Raw genomic sequence first — 18,104 nt, forward strand, 5'->3', positions numbered from 1 at the left:
GTCCACCTCCGGACGGTCAGTAACCGCAAGGCTGCAGCTATTTTGTGCTGGTGCCGCACGTGGAGTCAAACCGTCCGGAACTAAGAAATCTATCCACATCGGAGCCCCTACTACATGACCATCACCTCCACCGAGAAGCCCGGTACCCCTCAGGTCGCCATCAACGACATTGGTACCGCCGAAGACTTCCTCGCTGCCGTCGACGCCACCATCAAGTACTTCAATGACGGTGATCTCGTCGAAGGTACCGTCGTCAAGGTTGACCGCGATGAAGTTCTGCTCGACATCGGTTACAAGACCGAAGGTGTCATCCCGTCCCGCGAGCTTTCCATCAAGCACGACGTTGATCCCGGCGAAGTTGTCGCCGTAGGCGATCAGGTCGAGGCCCTTGTCCTTACCAAGGAAGACAAGGAAGGCCGCCTCATTCTCTCCAAGAAGCGTGCTCAGTACGAGCGTGCCTGGGGCGACATCGAGAAGGTCAAGGAAGAGGACGGTGTCGTCACCGGTACCGTCATCGAGGTCGTCAAGGGTGGTCTTATCCTCGACATCGGCCTGCGCGGCTTCCTGCCCGCCTCCCTCGTCGAGATGCGCCGTGTGCGCGACCTGGCTCCGTACATCGGCCAGAAGATCGAAGCCAAAATCATCGAGCTGGACAAGAACCGCAACAACGTTGTGCTCTCCCGCCGTGCATGGCTCGAGCAGACCCAGTCCGAGGTCCGCTCCACCTTCCTCAACAAGCTGGAAAAGGGCCAGGTCCGTCCGGGCGTCGTTTCCTCCATCGTCAACTTCGGTGCATTCGTGGACCTGGGCGGCGTCGACGGTCTGGTTCACGTCTCCGAGCTGTCCTGGAAGCACATCGACCACCCGTCCGAGGTTGTCGAAGTTGGTCAGGAAGTCACCGTTGAGGTTCTGGAAGTCGATCTGGACCGCGAGCGTGTCTCCCTGTCGCTGAAGGCCACCCAGGAAGATCCGTGGCAGACCTTCGCCCGCACCCACGCCCTTGGGCAGGTTGTTCCGGGTAAGGTCACCAAGCTGGTTCCGTTCGGTGCTTTCGTCCGCGTTGAAGACGGCATTGAAGGTCTGGTTCACATCTCCGAGCTGGCCGTCCGCCACGTTGAGCTGGCCGAGCAGGTTGTCTCCGTTGGCGACGAACTGTTCGTCAAGGTCATCGACATCGACCTCGAGCGTCGCCGCATCTCCCTCAGCCTCAAGCAGGCCAACGAGGGCGTTGACCCGGAGGGTACCGAGTTCGACCCGGCCCTGTACGGTATGGCTGCCGAGTACGACGAAGAAGGCAACTACAAGTACCCGGAGGGCTTCGATCCGGAGTCCAACGAGTGGCTTGAGGGTTACGAGACCCAGCGTGCCGCTTGGGAGCAGCAGTACGCTGACGCCCAGGCCCGCTGGGAATCCCACAAGAAGCAGGTTGCCCAGCACCTGCAGGAAGACACCCAGGCTACTTCCGAGACCGGCGAATCCGCTGCAACCAGCTACTCCTCTGAGCCCGTTCAGACGGAGACCCCCAGCACCGGTGGCGGAACGCTCGCTTCGGATGAGGCCCTCGCCGCACTGCGCGAGAAGCTCACCGGCAACTAATTCCGCCGGCCCTAACGGGTAAGCAGCCAAAAGAACCCCTGTCCTCGGACAGGGGTTCTTTTGGCTGCCGGGAACTTTCTCTAGGGCCGGCGCGTACTGACCGTAACGGTGAATTTCGGGTTGCGGGAGACCTCGCGGGTCGGCCCAACCAGCCGGTTGAGTGCCGGCTTATACGCGAGATGGCTGTTCCACACCGTCCACAGCTCGCCCCTGGGCGCGAGCACGCGGCCGGCATCGGCGAACAGCTTCAGGGCGATGCCGGCATGCACCGCGTTCCCGATATGGAAGGGGGGATTGAGCACAATGAGTTCCTCGGTGGAGTCTGGAAGTGCGGACAGCGCATCGTCCCGTTGGACGGTCACCCGCTCGCTGACACCGTTTGCCTCCGCGGTTGCCCGCGCCGAGGCGACGGCGGACGCGGACTGGTCTGTGGCCAGGACAGCCAGGTCCGGGCACGAGAGGGCGAGGTACGCGGCAATCGTCCCGTTGCCGCAGCCCAGATCTACGGCCCGCCCGGCAGCGCGGGCACCGGCAAGCGCCGGTAGCAGGAACCGCGTGCCCATATCGAGCTTGGCGCCGCCGAAAGTAGCGCCGAAGGCGACGATCCGCAGCGGAGCCGGCAGCCCGACGTCGTGCTCTTCCTGGAGCGGAAAACGCGTGCTGACCTTGTCGCGGGGCTCGGTTGCTGTCAGTACCCGGGCCTTCTGCCGGCCACGCCCAGCGCTCACCGAGGTGAATGCCGTTTCCAGCACCTGGTTCATGGCGGGGGACATGTGTTTGTCGCGCCCGCCGGCGAGCACGGTCACATCGGGCGCCGCCGCGGCGGCGATGAAAGCTGCCGCTTCTTCAAGGGCGTCCAGTGACCGGGGCAGCTGCATCAGCACCAGCCGGGTGCCCCTAAACAGCTCCGGGCCCATGGAGTGGTGGGTAAAGCCGCCGAGTCCGAGCGCACGGGCATTGTTCTCCAGCGCCTGTTCGGCAGAGAGCGGATCCTGATGGACCCGCAGCCCGGTGAAACCTGCGGTGGCCAGGGACAGAGTCAGCGCGCCGTAATGGTCGTTGACCACGGCGATTTCGTTGCCCTGCAATCCGGCCAGCAGCGGGGCCGCCGTGTCGAGCAGCAGCCGGTCCGCCGCATCTGCCGCGTAGAGGTTCTCCGCCTCCACATCGGGCCAGCGGCGCAAGAGAGCCAAGTCCAGTTCAGGCAAGATCCACCCAATCGGTGCCGCGCCGCACGGCTGGTTCTCCGCCCGCGGTGAGCGAAGCGAGCTGTTCATGGAAGCGGGCCAGAACCTCGGGTTCATCCGTGAGGGCCACGTTGATATCGACCCCGGCCGCGCCATAGTCGCTGCCGAGCACGGTGACGCCTGCCGCGCGCAGCTCGTTCTCGAGCCGGCCGGCTTGGGCGTGTTCCGCAGCGACTGCGTACAGCTGCATGCGCCGCCGCTTTACCAATCGGGCCGAGGCGACGGCCTGCGATACCGACTCCGAGTAAGCGCGCACCAGGCCGCCGGCGCCCAGCAGGATACCGCCGAAATAGCGTACGACGACGGCCGCAACGTCGCTAAGGTCCGTCACCCCGGGCGCTGTCTCGCGCCTGGTCAGAGCTTCCAGCATCGGGAGTCCGGCGGTACCGGAGGGTTCGCCGTCGTCGTTGGAACGTTGCACCCTGCGGTCCGGGCCCAGGACGAAGGCCGAACAATGGTGCCGGGCGTCGTGGAATTCCTTACGCAGGCCGGCAACAAGATCACGCGCGGCTTCCTCCGTCTCGACCCGGCGAAGTACCGTGATGAAGCGGGAGCGCTTGATCTCGATTTCGTGCCGGTGTTCGCCAGCAATGGTCGTGTAGCGGGTAACCGTGGACTGGGAGGCTGGATGCACCCAACCAGCCTAGTACGGCTAACGCCATCCTGCTGTTTAGCGCAGGCGGGGGTAAGCGGGCCCGTCCGGTTGCACTGCTGCCCGGATAGACTATCCCCGGACCATACAGAAGGGTATGCATGATTGCGGAGTGCACGCTGGCGGCCGAGCAGCGCAGGCTGTTGGACGGAATTGCCAGGACTCTGGCCAGCTGTACCAAATCCGGATGGCAGCTCATGGTTTTTGCAACTGACTTCGGTCTCCGGCCGTCCCCGGGAACCATGTTTGTCTACCGGAACGGCGTCGAGACGACGGAACCTCCGCCGCGTGAACTCAGTGGCGAACTCAAACGGCTCCAGGACAGCTTTGCCAACACAGGTCCGCCCCTGCGGTCTCTGAACTTACTGGTGCATGAGGATGGGGCCGATGCGTCCTTCGGCTTCTCGAACCCGGCCGGCTCCGATCAGCAACCCGGCTTCGACCTCTGGTTCAGTACCGGCGGGATAGTGCCGCGGCTGCTGCACCGGCTCAACGGCGGCACACCGGGCATCATCAGGCCAACCGACGGCGGCGTGGAATATCTGGCGGAACCGGAGAGCGGGCCGCCGCTGGCCCGATTCTCCTCGTTGGCGGATGCCGCACGCTACCAGCTGCGGATCGCTGCGGACCATCGGCTGGAGCAGTTGGGTCTGCCCGCCCTGCACGAGCTTCCCGGCAGACGCCTTCCTGCCGGGGCCGGGCTGTCCTATCGGCCTGGGCCGCTGGCCTGGCGGCTCGACCGTCATAGCGAAGACCACGGTCCTGCGCAGTTCGCCTCTGTGGAGGATGCCCTGCTTTTCATGTCCACCGCCTTCGTGCAGCCGGCAGGCATAGTTGAAAGAGCCTTGGCAGCGGCGGTTCCGGGAGCCGCCGGCGCCGCCATTCCTGCGCACACCCCAACGGGATACAGAACTCGGCGGGCGCCGGTGGACCAGCAACAGCCGCAGCTCGGCCCGCTGCAGCTAGGACCTCTGCTGGAGCGGCTGCAGGTCCGGGCCGCCCGCTGGAGCGCCGGCACAGTCACCGTGATGGACATAGCCGGACATGAGCACACCGTGCCATGGCCAGCAGTCTCGGCATCGGGTCCGCGTGACGCGGAGCCGCGACGGGCTGGCGTTGCGAGTCTCGTTATGGCGGCCGGGGAGTCCTACCGTGCATGGCATCATCTGCAACCGGGTACGCCGGCCATGCCGCTGGAGGAACAGGATCCTGCCGCCCTGACTGACGGCATCTGCGCCGTGAAGGGCAACGAACAGTATCGGTTGGAGCCGGACAGTAGCGGCCTGGTGCCGGTGGAGCTTATCCGGCCTGCCATCGGCGGCCGAACAGAAGTGGAACGGACGATGGTTGCCGCCGGGCTTCCGGTAGGCCTGGCCGTCCAGCGGCTGGGTCCGCCTATCGTGTTCCCCGATGGATCCGGTGAATGGCTGGTCGACTCCTTTGGCCATGAGGCTGGGCAGCTCCGGGGCACGCCGGCCGCAGTGACGGCACAGCCTGTACTGCCCTTTGTCTCCGGCGCTCCGACGTCTGCTGTCGGCGCCTTACGGGATGAGGACGGCGTGGTCCGGCTGCGGTACCGCGGCACCGAAGTGGACCAGCTGCGCCCGGACTGGGGCCTCCAGGGGAAATCCGGCTACGTCAATGCGGACCTGCGGGAAGCGGCGCAACTGCATCGGCGGGAAGGAACCGCTGCGTCCTATACGAACCTACTCCGCCAGCTGCGCGGCGGTTGGGTTTGGCAGGACAGCTCCCCGTCTACTCTGGACCGGGGCCATGGTGGGTCGCTGGAATTCCGTTACTACGATGTTCCCGGCTACGGGCTATCCATCGCTGTCTATACCGGCGTGGACGAACTCGAACGACATTTCCGAACGGAACAACGCGTTCTGGGGGACCGGGACGCCTGGCTGCATCCCGCAACCACCGCCGCCCGCAGCAGGCAAGGGCGCCTTATCGACGGGCGCTGGCAGGACTGCCGCTGGATCCAGGTCGATCCGGCGGAGTTGGGTTGTATGGTCGACGCCGCTGATATTGCCTTGGCAGAGGCGGGCTATGAGGCTGTGGAGATCAAGACCGCGCTGGCCGGTGGCAGTACAGGCAGCGCGACGGATCAGCTGCTGTTCGAAGCGCTCTGCCTTGCACCGGATCCGCGCGGCGACCAGGGGGAGACCTACCTGTGGCTTGCCTTCGAGGCGGAAGCGCAGGCTCCGCTGACGGCGGTCGCCGACCCCCGGCAGTTGCTCCTGTTTACCTCCCGGTTCGAAATCGCGGCAGCGGCGCCCATCCTACGGTCCGAGTGCCGTCCGGCTGCCTCGATCTGGCAGCATATCTTGGCATGTCCGGACATCACATCTGTTTGCTTCAACCCTGCAGGGCCAACCGCCATCGTTAGGAGACCGGAACTGCTGCGCTACTTGGGGGAGCAAGCGGACTGATCTGTGGCAGTGCATTCAGCCTGGCGGCGTTTAGCCAGACGTCCGGGGCGGGCTGCCGTCTGGCTAGACTGATGCTGTGCTTAAGGTCGGTCTCACAGGCGGCATTGCCGCGGGTAAATCTCTGGTGGCGCGGCGGCTGCGTGAACGTGGCGCGCTGCTCATCGATGCCGACGTGCTCGCTCGCGAAGTCGTCGAACCGGGGACTCCCGGACTGCAGGCCGTGGTGGCGGCGTTCGGGAAGGAGATTCTGACCGACGACGGCGGACTGGACCGTCCGGCGCTCGGCGCTGCGGTTTTCGGTGATCATGCGAAACGCGAACAGCTCAACGCCATCATCCACCCGCTGGTCCGTGCACGTTCGGCGCAGCTGGTTGCACAGGCCGAGCCGGAACGAATCGTCGTTCAGGACATCCCGCTGCTGGTGGAAACCGGGCAGGGGTCGCGGTTCCACCTGGTCCTTGTGGTGGACGCGCCCGAGGATGTCCGGATCCGGCGCATGGTCACTGACCGCGGCATGGCTGAGGCCGATGCCCGGGCACGCATTGCCGCGCAGGCGACGCATGCCGAACGGCTGGCCGCGGCCGACGTCGTACTGGAAAACGTGGAATCGCAGGAAGCCATCCTTGCGCGGGTAGACCGCCTGTGGGAGGAGCGCCTGAAACCCTTCGCGGCGAATCTTGCGGCGGCCCGGGTGGCCACCCCCCGTGGCGGGCCCGTCCTGGCCGAACCCCGCCTGGACTGGCCGCAGCAGGCGAACCGGCTGGCGGGCCGGATCAGGTCGGCGGATGAACGGATTCTGGCGGTGGACCACATCGGTTCCACCGCTGTTCCGGGGTTGCCGGCGAAGGACGTCATCGATCTGCAGGTCAGCGTGCGTTCGTTGGCTGAAGCCGACGCCGTTGCAGGCAGCTTGGCGTCGGCTGGCTTCCCCCGTCGTCGGGGGCTGTGGCGGGACATCCCCAAGCCGTCGCACCCGGACCCCGCCGACTGGGAGAAGCGGCTGCACGGCAATGCCGACCCGGGGCGGAGCGCAAACGTCCATGTCCGGGTGACAGGATCCCCTGGCTGGCGGTTCGCCCTCGGTTTCCGTGACTGGCTGCGCGACAACCCGCGGATGGCGCAGGAGTACTTGGCGGAAAAGGAACGGCTGGCCGACCTGCATGCAAAGGACAGCTCAACCGGCCGCTACGCGAAAGATAAGGAACGGTGGTTCACGGAGGTAGCGGAACCAGGGATGCAGGACTGGATGCGCCGTGTCCACTGGCAGCCGGAGAGCGCGGTTGGGTAGCGCCGCCCGGCGCGCTACCCAACCGTGATCCGTCAGCGGGCCGCTTCTGCCCGGTCCCGTTCGACGCTGGGAATTTCCGTCCCACGGATGGAGCAACCCGCTGTTTCCGGGATGAACTTCAGCGCAACGGCGCCGACGACGCAGGCCACCATCATGTAGTAGGCGGGAACCAGCGTGTCGCCGGTAGCTTGAATCAGCAGATCGTTCACCAGCGGCGCCGTGCCGCCGAAGAGCGCCGTTGACACGTTGTAGGTAATGGCGAAACCGGCATACCGCACCTGCGTGGGGAACATGGCCGGGAATGTTGCGGAAATAGTTGCCAGCTGAAGTACGTACAACAGACCCAGCACGGCAAAGCCGATCAGGGCCGTGCCGAAGTTGATCCGCATGAGCAGGTACATCGGTATGGCGGCCACAAACAGGCCCAGCAGCGAGGCCCACCACATGGGTTTTCGGCCGATCCTGTCGGAGAGCTTCCCGGCAAAGGGGATGACAATCATCATGGCCAGCTGGCCCAGCAGCAGCAGCGTCAGGGCGTTGTTGGCGGGCAGATTGATTTCAGTCTGCAGGTAGGTGGGCATGTAGCTCAGCAGGGTGTAGTTCGTGACGTTCAGCGCTACGACCAGCCCGCCCATGGTCAGCAGCGGCTTCCAATACTTCACGACCAGGTCGCGCAGCTCGGTCTTCGCATCCGGCTCTTCCAGATGATGGTCCTCCAGATCACGGAAGACCGGCGTATCTTCGAGCTTGGTACGCAGATAGAGGCCGATCAGCCCCATGGGACCCGCCACCAGGAAGGGCAGACGCCAGCCCCAATCGGTCATCGCCTGCTCGCCCAGCACTATCTGGAAGAACAACACCAGGGCCGTGCCGAGGATGAAGCCGAACAAGGTGCCGAATTCCAGGAAGCTTCCGAAGAAACCGCGCTTCTTATCCGGCGAATATTCGGCCATGAAGGTGGCTGCACCGCCGTATTCGCCGCCGGTGGAAAACCCTTGCACCATGCGGAGAAGGATCAGCAGGATCGGGGCCCAGACGCCGATCGTTTCATAATTAGGCAGCAGGCCGATGGCAAAGGTGGCACCGGCCATCAAAATAATGGTCAGAGCGAGAATGGCCTTGCGGCCCAGCCGGTCGCCGAGCGGTCCCCATACCAGCCCGCCCAACGGACGGACCAGGAATGAGATGGCGAACGTGGCCAGCGCGAGGGCGGTGCCAAGGCCGCCCTCCGTGGGGAAGAAGTTGGCGGTGATGTACGTGATCGCAACGGCATAGATGCCATAGTCGAACCACTCCGTGGCGTTACCCATCGCCGACGCTCCGATGGCTTTCCGGATGGTTTTCCTGCCCTCAGGGGTATCAGTTGTGGGCGCCGCGTATTTTTCCTCCACGGGCTTAGACTCAGCGTTCTGCTGGGGGTTTGCGTCGTCCTGGCCGGGCCTCTGACCCGGCTCCGGCTCAGGCGATCGTTCATCGGTTGGCACTGTCTCTCCATCCAGATCAGTGATCTTTGCAGATCCTCATCTTCTGTTCGGGTCGATTGACGTCGCTATTAGCTCACAGTATCCACCGGCAGAGCGCCGAGGCCAACCACTTTGGCAAATTCTCCTTGCTGGATCAGCGCCGGCGGCGGACAACACCAGTTCTGCCCTGATGTTCAGCCGGGAGCAATCGCGGACGCGCGCTGGCCGCAATTGGGGCTACCGTTAATGCCATGAGTCTTGCGCAGGACATCAACAGGGTTGTAGCTCCTTTCGAAGTAATCAGTGATTACAAACCAGCGGGTGACCAGCCGGGAGCCATTAAGGAACTCACCGAGCGGATCCAGGCGGGGGAGAAGGACATCGTCCTACTGGGTGCTACGGGTACAGGTAAGAGCGCCACGACGGCATGGCTGATCGAACAGGTGCAGCGGCCCACGCTGGTTATGGTCCAGAACAAGACGCTGGCAGCCCAGCTGGCGAACGAGTTCCGGGAACTGCTGCCGAACAATGCAGTGGAGTACTTCGTCTCGTACTACGACTATTACCAGCCGGAAGCGTACGTGCCCCAGACGGACACCTTCATCGAAAAGGACTCCTCCGTCAACGAGGAGGTCGAACGGCTCCGGCATTCGGCGACGAACGCCTTGCTGACCCGGCGCGACGTCGTCGTAGTTGCTACGGTCTCCTGTATCTATGGTCTGGGTACGCCCGAGGAATACGTGGCAGGCATGGTCACGCTTCGCCAGGGCGAGGAGATGAACCGTGATGAGCTGCTGCGCAGATTCGTGTCGATGCAGTACGCGCGTAATGACATGGACTTCCACCGGGGGACCTTCCGGGTTCGCGGAGATACGGTGGAAATCATTCCGATGTATGAGGAACAGGCCCTGCGCATCGAATTTTTCGGGGACGAAATAGAGAACATCTTTACCCTGCATCCCCTGACCGGCGAGGTTATCCGCGAGGAAACCGAGATGTATGTTTTTCCTGCCTCGCACTACGTGGCCGGGCCGGAACGGATGAGCCGGGCGATCAAGGAGATCGAGGATGAGCTGGCGGCCCGGCTGCAGGTCCTGGAATCCCAGAACAAACTCGTGGAGGCCCAGCGGCTGCGCATGCGCACCACCTATGACCTCGAAATGATGCAGCAGATGGGCTTCTGCAATGGCATTGAGAACTACTCCCGGCACATCGACGGCCGCGGTTCCGGCACCGCACCGCACTGCCTGTTGGACTACTTTCCCGACGATTTCCTGCTGGTAATCGACGAATCGCACGTGACGGTTCCCCAGATCGGCGCCATGTACGAAGGCGATATGTCACGCAAGCGCACGCTCGTGGACCACGGTTTCCGGCTGCCCTCGGCAATGGACAACCGGCCGCTGAAATGGGATGAATTCCTCGAGCGGATCGGCCAGACCGTGTACCTCTCGGCCACGCCCGGCAAATACGAACTGGGCAAGGCCGACGGGTACGTGCAGCAGATCATCCGGCCCACCGGCCTGATCGACCCGGAAGTCGTGGTGAAGCCGACCAAGGGCCAGATCGATGACCTGCTGGGCGAGATCAACACCCGGGTGGAGAAGAACGAGCGCGTCCTGGTCACCACGCTGACCAAACGGATGGCCGAGGACCTGACCGAATACCTCATGGACCACGGCGTCAAAGTCCAATACCTGCACTCGGACGTCGATACCCTGCGCCGGGTGGAGCTCCTGCGGGAACTGCGGATGGGCATCTTCGACGTACTGGTCGGGATCAACCTGCTGCGTGAAGGCCTGGACCTGCCCGAAGTCTCCCTGGTCAGCATCCTCGATGCAGACAAGGAAGGGTTCCTGCGCAGCAGCACGTCGCTGATCCAGACCATTGGCCGCGCGGCACGTAACGTGTCGGGCGAGGTCCACATGTATGCGGACCGGATCACCGATTCCATGGCGAACGCCATCGAAGAGACCAACCGGCGCCGCGAAATCCAGCAGGCCTACAACAAGAAACACGGGGTGGACCCGCAGCCGCTGCGCAAACGGATTGCGGACATTACCGACCAGTTGGCCCGCGAGGACGCCGATACCGCCGAGCTGCTAGGTGAGTTTGATTACGGCAAGGGCAAGCGCGGATACTCGGCCGCTAAGCCGAAGGAAAAGATCCGTAAGGACGGTCTTGCTGCGGTACCAGCCGAAGACCTTACCTCCCTGATCGAAGAGATGACCGCACAGATGCATGCGGCAGCGGCGGAACTGCAGTTCGAGTTGGCCGGCCGGTTGCGGGACGAAATAGCAGATCTAAAGAAGGACCTCCGGCAGATGCGTGCAGCCGGTCACGCCTGACCCCACAGCGGCCAATCGGGTACACTCGTTGAGGCGTAGGGGAGTATCCCAAGTGCTGTGAACGTCAACACGCCCGGCGAAGTAGCCGGGCCGGGCACAGCGGCCGGCCTCTGGTTGCCGGCGGAGAGACTTGCGGCAACCACTCGTACCCTCGAAAGGCCTTTTTCGTGCTCGAATTACCCGTTTGGTTTGAAGTCGGCACCTTTGTGGTGCTCGGACTTGTCCTGTTGTTCGACCTTCTCTATGTGGTAAAACGCCCGCATGAGCCCTCCATGAAGGAAGCCGGGCTCTGGGTTGCGTTCTACGTGACGCTTGCCCTGATCTTCGGCGCCATGATGTTCGCGTTCACCGGGCCTGAGTTCGGCGGGCAGTTCCTGGCCGGTTGGGTGACGGAATACAGCCTCAGCATCGACAACTTGTTCGTCTTCATCATCATCATGGCGCGCTTCTCCGTGCCGCGTAAGTACCAGCAGGAAGTGCTGATGGTGGGCATCATCATCGCGCTGGTCCTGCGCGGAATCTTCATCCTGCTGGGCGCAGAGTTGGTGGAGAACTTCAGCTGGATCTTCTACATCTTCGGTGCCTTCCTGCTCTGGACCGGCTACAAGCAGGCCAAGGACGACGGCGAAGACGAAGAAGAGGGCGCAGAGAACCCGCTGATCGCCAAGCTGCGCACCGTGGTGCCGATGAGCGACAAGTACGACGGCAACAAGCTCCGCACCGTGGTGAACGGGAAAAAGGTCTTCACCCCGATGCTCATCGTGTTCGTGACCATCGGCCTGACCGACCTGCTCTTCGCCGTCGACTCCATCCCGGCAATCTTCGGTCTGACGCAGAGCGCCTTCATTGTTTTCACCGCCAACATCTTCGCGCTGATGGGCCTTCGCCAGCTGTACTTCCTGCTGGGCGGTCTCATGACGCGCCTGGTCTACCTCAAGCACGGCCTGGCCTTCATTCTCGTCTTCATTGGCGTCAAGCTGATCTTCCACGCCATGCACGTGAATGAACTGCCCTTCCTCAACGGCGGCCAGCCCATCGAATGGGCACCCGAGATTCCGACCTTCGTCTCCCTGGCGGTCATCGTTGGAACGATTGTCGTCGCCACCGTGGCGAGCCTGCTGAGCCCTGCTGCCAAGGCCGCAAAGCTCGACGCCGAACTCGCTGCGGACCTGGAGGCCAGCCGCCGCGAGGAGCGCGAGGAAGACAAGCTCAACGAGCAGTAACCAGCTGAACAACAGGAAGCGCGCGACGCGCAGCGGCGTTATGCTCGCAGTGTGAGTTTTCCTGTCGACGCGGCGCTGGATGCCCAAGCACGGCTTGGACGCATCCAGCGCCGTACTGTTTTAACCCTCGCCCTCGCCCAACTGTTCAGCGGCGTGGGCAACGGTGCCGCGCTGGCGATCGGTTCGCTTCTTGCCGTGGAGCTTTCCGGCAACGAAGAACTAGCCGGCACATCCACCATGGCTCTGTCTCTGGCCGGCGCCCTGGTCGCCCTGCCGCTGGCCGGTCTGGCGGCTCGGCGAGGCCGGCGGCAGGCGCTGATCTCCGGCCTGCTGCTGGCGCTGCTGGGCGCCGCACTCATGGTGTTGGCGCCGATTCTGCGTTCCTACCTGCTGGTGCTGGCTGGATCCGCCTTGCTCGGCGTCGGCGCTGCAGTCAACCTTCAGGCCCGGTTCGCAGCCGTCGATCTGGCGCGCCCGGAGCACCGTGGGCGCGACCTGTCCTTCGTGGTCTGGTCCATCACCATCGGAGCGGTAGCAGGACCAAACCTGATCAAGCCTGGGGCCGAACTGGCCTTAGCGCTGTCCCTGCCGGAGACGTCCGGCCCGTTCCTGTTTTCCATGGCAGGGCTGGCGATTGGAGCGATTCTGCTGTTCGTTGGGCTGCGTCCGGATCCGCTGCTCGTGGCCCGGAGCGTGGCCGCCGGCCCGGTCTCGGTCCCTGCACCTCCGGCCGCTCACCGTGCCGCACCGGCGACTGCGGCCGCACCGGACTCCGCCTTGCCGCGAAAGCTGCGCGGCGGTTCACTGGCCGCCGGCCTGGCTGCGGTCCGCCGGTCGCCGATGGCCCAATTGGGCCTGGTCACGATTGTCGGGGCCCACTTGGTCATGGTTGCCGTAATGTCCATGACACCCGTCCATCTGCAGGCGCTCGATCATGCGTCCGGCCTGCACCACAGCGAGGCCGACACACTCGCGTTCATCGGATTCACCATCTCCCTGCACATCGCCGGCATGTACGCGCTGTCGCCAGTGATCGGCCTGCTCACCGACAGGCTGGGCAGGCCTCGGATGATCATGGCTGCCCAGCTGGTGCTGCTGGCCGCCGTCGGGCTGGCCGGGATCGGGCACGGGAACCAGTTGTCGGTAGGCGCCGGACTGGCGGTCCTCGGCGTCGGCTGGTCGGCTGCGACGATCGCCGGCTCCACCTTGCTGTCGGAATCGGTCTCCGACGCGGACCGGGTTCTGGTGCAGGGCGTCTCCGATACCTGCATGGGCGCCGCCGGCGCGTTGGGTGCCGCGCTCTCCGGCGTGGCGCTTGCGTTCTTTGGCTTCGCCGGGCTGAACCTGGCAGCGGCGCTGGCGGCTGCCGTCGTCCTGGTCTTCGCTGTCGTGGAGGCCGCCCGGAACCGCGGGAGCCAACGGCAGACGTAGGGCGCGCACCCGCTGTTTTCCTGCAGGGCGCCCGGCACCCGGATTATTCGACGGCGCCACCCTGGCTGCGGCACAGGGTGAGCAGGCGGCGGAAAATAGACTCGCCGTCGTCCGAAATACCGTCATGATGGAAATCGGCCGTCTCCCAGACTTGCAGTCGCTTGACCCGGTCGGCAGTTTCCAGCGACAGGTCGCGGTCCACGTAGATGTCCTCGGCATACACCTCAGCTGCGGCGGGCACGGTGTTGGCGGCCAGCTGTTCGAGGTCGTAGAGCGCGGGCCAGTCGTCCTTGGCAGCCAGCAGCCCGGCCACCTCCTGCAGCGGCACCAGCGCCGGGTCCTCCTCGAAGTACCACGGGTAGACCATTTCGCCGGTGAGCAAAGGGGGCTCCGCTTCCGGACTGAACTGCGGATACTGCTCAAGGACGCGCCAGGCGGACCAAGCGGTGGCTTCGTGCTGGGCGTAGATGGATTCGTGCAGGAGCGCGTAGAGCGGATTCGCGGCCCGGCTGACTTGATGGCCTACCTGTTCGAGGAAGCTATCGGTCAGCCGCGGGCCGTCCAGCGTGTCGGTGAACGCGTCTTCCAGCAGGTAGTGCAGGGCGTCCACCCGCGTATTGCCGCCCAGGAAGGAGCCGAGCATCTGGAAGCGGCGCACGCTCAGTCTCTCGCCGGTGGGCAGGAATTCCGGCACCTGTTCCAGGTGCCGCGCTATCTGGGTGACTCGCAGGCGGTCCTCCGGGTAGCGGGCGAAGTATTCGGCGTTGCGTGCCTCGACCCGCTTGAAGGTGGCCTGATACACCCGGTCCGGGTGGCCGGCCAGCGGCGGCAAGCCGCCGGTGATCAGGACCTCGCGCAGTCCTTCCGGTGCAAAGGAAAGGTAGCTCAGGGCGCAGAAACCGCCGTAGCTCTGGCCAAAGATGCTCCAGGGCGCGCCGGCCAGCTCCTGCCGGATGAGCTCGGCATCCGCCACAATGGAGTCCGCCCGGAAGTGGGCCAGATAGGCCGCCTGCGCCGCCGCGTCACCCTTCAGCGGAAGGCTCTGGCGTGAGAGGGGAGCGGACAGCCCGGTTCCCCGCTGGTCCAGCATCAGGATGCGGAAGTGCCGCGCGGCTTCCTTCATCCAGCTGCCCAGGGACGTCACCCGGTTGCCGCGGCCGCCGGGACCGCCTTGCAGGAACAGCAGCCAGGGCAGGGATTCCACTGCCTCGTCGCTGTGTTCCAGGGACGTGTATTCCCGGGCGAAGACCTCGATGCTGCCGCCGTCCGCGTCCCCGTGGACCAGCGGAACGGTGAACCAGTGTTCCACGGTCCTGGCCCCGTGCATGACGTGCGAGGCGGCGATCCGGTGGGCTGCGCCGTCGTGCATTATGCCGTCCGGGCAGGAACGGTTGAGCCGAATTCGTGCAGCGCGGTGCCGGTCAGGCGGAAGGTGGACCACTCATCCTGCGGCAGCGCGCCCAGGCTGCGGTAGAAGTTGATGGACGGCTCGTTCCAGTTCAGCACCGCCCACTCCACCCGGGCATAACCGTTCTCGACGGCGTGCTGTGCCAAGGTGCGCAGCAGTGCCTTGCCGTGTCCAGCGCCGCGCGACTCCGGGCGCACGTACAGGTCCTCCAGGTAGATGCCATGGACGCCCTCCCAGGTGGAGAAATTACGGAACCACAGCGCAAAACCCTGCACGCCGCCGTCGTCCTCGGCGAGGTGGGCGAACACGGACGGGTTGTCGCCGAAGAGGGCGTGCCTCAGCTGCTGCTCGGTGGTCTTGACCGCGTCCGGTTCCTTTTCGTAGACGGCAAGCTCACGGATGAGCTCAAGGATGACGGGAACGTCGGATTCGCGGGCACGCCTGATACTGGTCATAACTGGCATCCTAATCAGAGCGGGCCCACTGCGGTAATCCGCACCGCGGCCGTGCCCAGCTCGTCCGATTCGGCAAGATTAACGACAGCGCTAATGCCCCAGTCATGGTCCCCGGCCGGGTCGTCGAAGATCTGCCGGACCTTCCACTCCGCGGGGTCCTCTTCGATGATCAGGTACTTGGGGCCACGGGCGTCCGGCCCGATGCCGAGGTCATCATGTGCGTCGAAGTAGGCGTCCATGGCCTCTGCCCACCGGTCCGTATCCCAGCCGTTGTCCGCGTCCAGTTCGCCGAGGGCCTCTTCGTTTTCGGCTTCGAAGAGCTCCACCCGGCGGAAGAGCTCGTTGCGGACCATGACCCGGAACGCACGGACGTTGTCCGTGAGCTTCGGCGGCGCCTTGGTCAGGACGGACTCGGCGGCATGTTCCGCTGCCAGATCCGCGGCTCCGGCGCCGGAGGTCAGCTCTTCCCATTCGTCCAGCAGGCTTGAGTCCACCTGGCGCACCAGTTCGCCGAGCCAGGCGATGATGTCTTCCAGGTCTTCGCGCAGCGCCTCGGTCGGCACCGTCTGGCGCAACGCCTTGTATCCGTCGGTGAGGTAGCGCAGCAGGATGCCTTCGGAGCGTGCCAGCGAGTAGAACTGCACGTACTCGCTGAAGTTCATTGCCCGTTCGTACATGTCCCGGATTACTGACTTCGGCGCGAGCTCGAAGTCGCCTAGCCAAGGGGCGCTCTTCCGGTACACATCGAAGGACTGGAACAACAGCTCGGCCAGCGGCTGGGGATACTTGACCTCCTCCAGCATGGCCATGCGCTGGTCGTACTCGATGCCGTCCGCCTTCATGGCGGCAACAGCTTCCCCACGGGCCTTCTTCTCCTGTGCGGAGAGCACCTGCCGGGGCTGCTCCAGGATCGCTTCGATGGCCGAAACGACGTCGAGGGCGTAGCTGCCGCTCTCCGGATCCAGCAGTTCCAGACTGGCAACCGCGAACGGGGACAGCGGCTGGTTCAGCGCGAAGTTCGCCTGCAGATGGATTTTCAGCCGCACCAGGCGGCCGTCTTCGTCCGGCTCCGGCAGGCGCTCCACCAGGCCGGAGGCGACCAGTTCACGATAGATGCCCAGCGCGCGCTTGATCAGCTTGAGCTGCGAGGCACGGGTCTCGTGGTTCTCGGTCAGCAACCGTTTCGCGGCGGCAAAGGGATCCCCGGGCCGCTCCAGCAGGTTCAGCAGCATCGAGTGGCTCACCGTGAAGCTGGACGTCAGCGGCTCCGGTTGGCCGTCCACCAGTTTCTGGTAGGTCGGCTCGCCCCAGCTGACAAAGCCGGTCGGCGGCTTCTTCTTGACCACCTGACGCAGCTTCTTCTGGTCATCACCGAACTTCGCCACCGCCTTGGCCATCGCCTTGGTGTTTTCCACCACGTGCTCCGGCGCCTGGACGACGACGGTGCCGGCCGTGTCATACCCGGCCCGTCCTGCGCGGCCGGCGATCTGGTGGAATTCCCGCGCGTTGAGCAGCCGGGTCCGGACGCCGTCGTACTTGCTTAAGGCAGTCATCAGGACGGTACGGATGGGGACGTTGATGCCCACGCCGAGCGTGTCCGTACCGCAGATGACCTTCAGCAGGCCGGCCTGGGCCAGCTGTTCGACCAGCCGCCGGTACTTGGGCAGCATGCCGGCATGGTGGACGCCGATGCCGTGGCGGACCAGCCGGTTCAAGGTCTTGCCGAAGCCCGGGGCGAACCGGAAGCCGGCGATCAGTTCGCCGATCCGGTCCTTCTCCTCGCGGGTGCAGACGTTGATGCTCATGAGGTTCTGGGCGCGTTCGATCGCCTCCAGCTGGCTGAAGTGCACCACGTACACCGGCACCTGGCGGGTGCTCAGGAGCTCCTCCAGCGACTCCTGCACGGGCGTCTGGACGTAGTAGTAGTGCAGCGGGATGGGGCGCTCGGCAGAGCTCACGGTGGTGGTCTGCCGCCCGGTGCGCTGGGTCAGCTCCTTCTCGAACCGGGTCACGTCGCCCAGGGTGGCGGACATCAGCAGGAACTGCGCCTGCGGCAGCTCCAGCAGCGGCACCTGCCATGCCCAGCCGCGCTGCGGATCCGAGTAGTAGTGGAATTCGTCCATGACCACGGTTCCCAGCTGAGCCTCCGGGCCCTCGCGCAGGGCGATGTTGGCGAGGATTTCCGCGGTGCAGCAGATGATGGGAGCGTCCTGGTTCACCGACGAGTCGCCGGTAACCATGCCGACGTTGTCCGGACCGAAGATATCGCACAAGGCGAAGAACTTTTCCGAGACGAGGGCCTTGATCGGGGCTGTGTAGTAACTGCGCCTACCGTGGGCCATCGCGTGGAAATGCGAGGCGATGGCCACCATGGACTTACCCGAGCCGGTCGGCGTAGCCAGAATCACGTTGTTGCCCGTGACCAGCTCCATCACCGCCTCGTCCTGGGCCGGATACAGCGCCATGCCACGGCCCTCTACCCAGTCGATGAAGGCGGTGTAGATTTCGTCCGGGCTGGCGGTGGCGGCTGCGGGGAGCTGTTCAAGTAGGTTCATGTC

The 18,104-nt window shown here is 64.6% G+C and carries 12 protein-coding genes; 6 read left to right on the forward strand and 6 right to left on the reverse strand.

Annotated elements, in window-relative coordinates; translation table 11 throughout:
* Nucleotides 1–114 precede the first annotated feature (114 nt).
* Nucleotides 115–1,596 (forward strand): 30S ribosomal protein S1, encoded by a 1,482-nt coding sequence (gene rpsA / locus AC5RWO_RS13585; protein ID WP_498731943.1) that lies wholly within the window; start codon nucleotides 115–117, stop codon nucleotides 1,594–1,596.
* 80 nt (nucleotides 1,597–1,676) lie between these two features.
* Here rpsA and AC5RWO_RS13590 read toward each other — a convergent pair whose 3' ends face one another.
* Together AC5RWO_RS13590 and AC5RWO_RS13595 are read right to left on the reverse strand one after the other, a co-directional pair.
* A complete protein-coding gene (locus AC5RWO_RS13590) occupies nucleotides 1,677–2,804 on the reverse strand; it encodes a class I SAM-dependent methyltransferase (protein WP_498731944.1) in 1,128 nt (375 codons plus the stop codon).
* Nucleotides 2,797–3,477 carry a YigZ family protein gene (locus AC5RWO_RS13595; protein WP_498731945.1) on the reverse strand — a complete coding sequence of 227 codons (681 nt, stop codon included), beginning with the start codon at nucleotides 3,475–3,477 and terminating at the stop codon, nucleotides 2,797–2,799. Before AC5RWO_RS13595 ends, AC5RWO_RS13590 begins: the two co-directional genes overlap by 8 nt.
* 119 nt (nucleotides 3,478–3,596) lie before the next feature.
* Between AC5RWO_RS13595 and AC5RWO_RS13600 the strand changes: the two genes are divergently transcribed.
* Both AC5RWO_RS13600 and coaE read left to right on the forward strand, forming a co-directional pair.
* Nucleotides 3,597–5,930: a hypothetical protein gene (locus tag AC5RWO_RS13600; RefSeq protein ID WP_498731946.1), complete on the forward strand. Its 2,334-nt coding sequence runs from the start codon at nucleotides 3,597–3,599 to the stop codon at nucleotides 5,928–5,930.
* Between the two features lie 76 nt (nucleotides 5,931–6,006).
* The gene (gene coaE, locus AC5RWO_RS13605; protein WP_498731947.1) at nucleotides 6,007–7,218 is read left to right on the forward strand and encodes a dephospho-CoA kinase; all 1,212 of its coding nucleotides are present in this window, start codon (nucleotides 6,007–6,009) and stop codon (nucleotides 7,216–7,218) included.
* 32 nt (nucleotides 7,219–7,250) lie between these two features.
* Here the strand turns inward: coaE and AC5RWO_RS13610 are convergent, their stop codons facing one another.
* Complete coding sequence (locus tag AC5RWO_RS13610; protein WP_498732007.1) at nucleotides 7,251–8,609, reverse strand: MFS transporter; 1,359 nt, start codon at nucleotides 8,607–8,609, stop codon at nucleotides 7,251–7,253.
* Between the two features lie 323 nt (nucleotides 8,610–8,932).
* On the opposite strand from AC5RWO_RS13610, the gene uvrB reads away from it, so the two are divergent.
* From uvrB to AC5RWO_RS13625, 3 genes are all read left to right on the forward strand, one after another.
* Entirely contained in the window at nucleotides 8,933–11,029 is a 2,097-nt protein-coding gene (uvrB, locus tag AC5RWO_RS13615; protein ID WP_498731949.1) for an excinuclease ABC subunit UvrB, read from the forward strand.
* Between the two features lie 167 nt (nucleotides 11,030–11,196).
* Nucleotides 11,197–12,252 carry a TerC family protein gene (locus AC5RWO_RS13620; RefSeq protein WP_498731950.1) on the forward strand — a complete coding sequence of 352 codons (1,056 nt, stop codon included), beginning with the start codon at nucleotides 11,197–11,199 and terminating at the stop codon, nucleotides 12,250–12,252.
* 51 nt (nucleotides 12,253–12,303) lie between these two features.
* Nucleotides 12,304–13,683 (forward strand): MFS transporter, encoded by a 1,380-nt coding sequence (locus AC5RWO_RS13625; RefSeq protein ID WP_498731951.1) that lies wholly within the window; start codon nucleotides 12,304–12,306, stop codon nucleotides 13,681–13,683.
* A gap of 43 nt (nucleotides 13,684–13,726) precedes the next feature.
* On the opposite strand, the gene AC5RWO_RS13630 is transcribed toward AC5RWO_RS13625, so the two are convergent.
* Genes AC5RWO_RS13630 through AC5RWO_RS13640 form a run of 3 tightly spaced genes read right to left on the reverse strand, consistent with a single transcriptional unit; the run spans nucleotide 13,727 to nucleotide 18,101 of the window.
* Nucleotides 13,727–15,052 (reverse strand): alpha/beta fold hydrolase, encoded by a 1,326-nt coding sequence (locus AC5RWO_RS13630; RefSeq protein ID WP_498731952.1) that lies wholly within the window; start codon nucleotides 15,050–15,052, stop codon nucleotides 13,727–13,729.
* Entirely contained in the window at nucleotides 15,052–15,546 is a 495-nt protein-coding gene (locus tag AC5RWO_RS13635; RefSeq protein WP_498731954.1) for a GNAT family N-acetyltransferase, read from the reverse strand. The genes AC5RWO_RS13630 and AC5RWO_RS13635 overlap by 1 nt, the downstream gene beginning before the upstream one ends.
* Before the next feature lie 14 nt (nucleotides 15,547–15,560).
* A complete protein-coding gene (locus AC5RWO_RS13640) occupies nucleotides 15,561–18,101 on the reverse strand; it encodes a DEAD/DEAH box helicase (RefSeq protein WP_498731955.1) in 2,541 nt (846 codons plus the stop codon).
* Nucleotides 18,102–18,104: the final 3 nt, after the last annotated feature.

Source organism: Arthrobacter sp. B055-34, from assembly GCF_059090425.1.

Coding starts and splice junctions, on each gene's coding strand:
- AC5RWO_RS13640 (WP_498731955.1), bottom strand. CDS start 18,101: ATGAACCTACTTGAACAGCTCCCCGCAGCCGCCACCGCCAGCCCGGAC.
- AC5RWO_RS13600 (WP_498731946.1), top strand. CDS start 3,597: ATGATTGCGGAGTGCACGCTGGCGGCCGAGCAGCGCAGGCTGTTGGAC.
- AC5RWO_RS13635 (WP_498731954.1), bottom strand. CDS start 15,546: ATGACCAGTATCAGGCGTGCCCGCGAATCCGACGTTCCCGTCATCCTT.
- rpsA (WP_498731943.1), top strand. CDS start 115: ATGACCATCACCTCCACCGAGAAGCCCGGTACCCCTCAGGTCGCCATC.
- uvrB (WP_498731949.1), top strand. CDS start 8,933: ATGAGTCTTGCGCAGGACATCAACAGGGTTGTAGCTCCTTTCGAAGTA.
- AC5RWO_RS13630 (WP_498731952.1), bottom strand. CDS start 15,052: ATGCACGACGGCGCAGCCCACCGGATCGCCGCCTCGCACGTCATGCAC.